At 43.8% G+C, this 2552-nt stretch carries 4 protein-coding genes; all 4 read left to right on the top strand.

What is annotated here, in order from left to right; genetic code table 11:
* Positions 1–93: 93 nt before the first annotated feature.
* A complete protein-coding gene (locus tag H7U36_RS14950; protein ID WP_205156422.1) occupies positions 94–1332 on the top strand; it encodes a nucleotide sugar dehydrogenase in 1239 nt (412 codons plus the stop codon).
* Between the two features lie 93 nt (positions 1333–1425).
* Complete coding sequence (locus H7U36_RS14945) at positions 1426–1623, top strand: hypothetical protein (protein ID WP_205156421.1); 198 nt, start codon at positions 1426–1428, stop codon at positions 1621–1623.
* Positions 1624–1625: 2 nt separating this feature from the next.
* Positions 1626–1826 carry a hypothetical protein gene (locus tag H7U36_RS14940; protein WP_033126680.1) on the top strand — a complete coding sequence of 67 codons (201 nt, stop codon included), beginning with the start codon at positions 1626–1628 and terminating at the stop codon, positions 1824–1826.
* A 235-nt stretch (positions 1827–2061) separates the two neighbouring features.
* On the top strand, positions 2062–2552 hold a 491-nt coding region (locus tag H7U36_RS14935; RefSeq protein ID WP_207750615.1), incomplete at its 3' end, for a polysaccharide biosynthesis protein.

Below are 2552 nucleotides of genomic sequence, written 5' to 3'. Positions count from 1 at the left end.
TTCTAACAGCTTAAGCAACAAGATGGGTAATTCCTTACTGGCGGTAAGGGGTATTAACCATAAATATATTGTAGTAGAAAAGAGGATAAAATTATGAAAATCGCAATCGCAGGCACAGGCTATGTAGGCCTGTCTATCGCAACACTTCTGGCACAGCACAATCAGGTCACGGCTGTAGATATTGTACCGGAAAAGGTGGAACTTATTAATCAAAAAAAGTCGCCTATACAGGATGATTATATAGAAGAATATTTAGCCCACAAGGATTTAAATCTTACGGCTACACTAGATGCGGAAGCTGCCTATAAAGAGGCAGCTTTTGTTGTGATTGCAGCGCCGACAAATTATGACAGCAAGAAAAACTTTTTTGATACTAGTGCTGTGGAGGATGTGATCAAGCTTGTGATCCAGTATAATCCGGATGCAGTCATGGTGATCAAGTCTACCATTCCGGTGGGGTTTACGGCTCATGTGAGGGAAAAGTATCACTGCGACAACATTATTTTCAGCCCTGAGTTCCTGCGGGAATCCAAGGCGTTGTATGACAATCTTTATCCCAGCAGGATTATTGTGGGGACCGATGTGGAGAACGCTCGTCTGGTCAAAGCTGCCAATACTTTTGCCGCCCTCCTGCAGGAGGGAGCTATTAAAGAGGACATCCCTACGCTGATCATGGGATTTACGGAGGCGGAGGCTGTGAAGCTCTTTGCCAATACCTATCTGGCTCTGCGGGTATCTTACTTTAATGAACTGGATACGTACGCTGAGATGAAAGGTTTGAATACGAAAGAGATTATCGATGGTGTGTGTCTGGATCCCCGAATAGGCACGCATTATAACAATCCCAGTTTTGGGTATGGCGGGTATTGCCTTCCAAAGGACACGAAACAGCTTTTGGCGAATTATGCGGATGTACCGGAAAATCTGATTGAAGCAATCGTAGAAAGTAACCGCACAAGAAAAGACTTTATTGCAAATCAGGTTTTATCGAAAGCCGGGTACTATGATTATTTTGAGGAAGGCGATTATAAAAAGGAGAATGAAAAAGAATGTATAGTCGGTGTGTACCGGTTGACTATGAAGAGTAATTCTGACAACTTCCGGCAGAGCAGCATCCAGGGAGTGATGAAAAGAATTAAGGCAAAGGGGGCTACAGTAATCGTATATGAGCCTACATTGGAGGATGGAAGCACATTTTTCGGCAGTAAAGTGGTAAATGACCTGGCAGATTTTAAAGAAAGAAGCCAGGTCATTATTGCGAACCGCTATGACAGATCGCTGGATGATGTAGCAGAGAAAGTATACACAAGAGATATTTTCAGCCGAGATTAGTCAAGCGCATTAAATCAGATGGATGTTTTTGCTGTACTGCAGTTGACATACTTGAAAATAAGTTATAAAATGACAATGACAGGCGACATAAGTGTGACGGTGAATCTGGAATGGGAGGATAAGGCATTTTCAGGAGAAGAGCAGGAAGAGATCATGGAAGGTCATACTGTGATAGATCAGGAAGAGGAAAGAACATACAGAATGCTGGAAAAGCGTATACATGGTATGATGGAACTGGGAAAACAAGCACAGGATTTTGACGGTTCTGTGGATAAGTTGATTGAGGAGTAAACATGGACAGAGCAGGAAGGTTTGTGGAGTTATTAGAGAATGGAAAGATCAAAAAGAACATATTGCCTAATTCATCTGAAGATTATACGCTTATACAGGAACAGAAGGAACTGGAGGAGTATGTGCGCTTTTTAAACAGTTTTGCGTTTGATACATTGAGAGAATGTGAGGTGGCGCTGTATAATGGCGACGAACAGGTCTAATTATGACTATGAGGAAATTATAAAAAATTTTGGAAGAGAAAAGCTCATAAAATGGTATAATAAGATGCTGGAGACCATCCTGGAAAGCTATAAGGCAGGAAGGATTTTTGAGAAATCGATTGTATAGAGTAGAAAAATAAAAAGAATATCCTATCAGACAGAGAAGCTTTTTCGCCATGCTGGAAGCATGGCGGAGGGCTTTTTTATTTTACAAAAAACAAAGGAGATCAAACCAATGAGCAGTATATTTGCAGGTAAAACCTTAATGATCACCGGCGGCACCGGTTCCTTCGGGAACGCTGTCCTGGACCGGTTCTTAAAAACGGATATTAAGGAGATCCGTATATTTTCCCGCGATGAGCTAAAGCAGGACAATATGCGGCATTTTTATCAGCGGGAATTCCCGGAGTACAGCGACAAGCTGAAGTTCTATATCGGCGATGTGCGGGATATCCAGTCCGTGAAAAATGCCATGCACGGTGTGGATTACATCTTCCATGCAGCGGCCCTGAAGCAGGTGCCCTCCTGTGAGTTCTTCCCCATCGAGGCGGTGAAGACCAATGTCCTGGGAACAGAGAACGTGCTGACCGCGGCCATCGAGGCAGGGGTGAAGAAGGTCATCTGCCTGTCCACCGACAAGGCCGCCTATCCGGTGAACGCCATGGGCACCTCCAAGGCCATGATGGAGAAGGTGATCGTGGCCAAATCAAGGACGGTTTCTCCGGA

Source organism: Faecalicatena fissicatena, assembly GCF_016900595.1.
Classification (GTDB): Bacteria; Bacillota; Clostridia; order Lachnospirales; family Lachnospiraceae; genus Claveliimonas; species Claveliimonas intestinigallinarum.
This window is presented reverse-complemented; position numbering and strand designations above follow the sequence as displayed.

Coding starts and splice junctions, on each gene's coding strand:
- H7U36_RS14950 (WP_205156422.1), top strand. CDS start 94: ATGAAAATCGCAATCGCAGGCACAGGCTATGTAGGCCTGTCTATCGCA.
- H7U36_RS14940 (WP_033126680.1), top strand. CDS start 1,626: ATGGACAGAGCAGGAAGGTTTGTGGAGTTATTAGAGAATGGAAAGATC.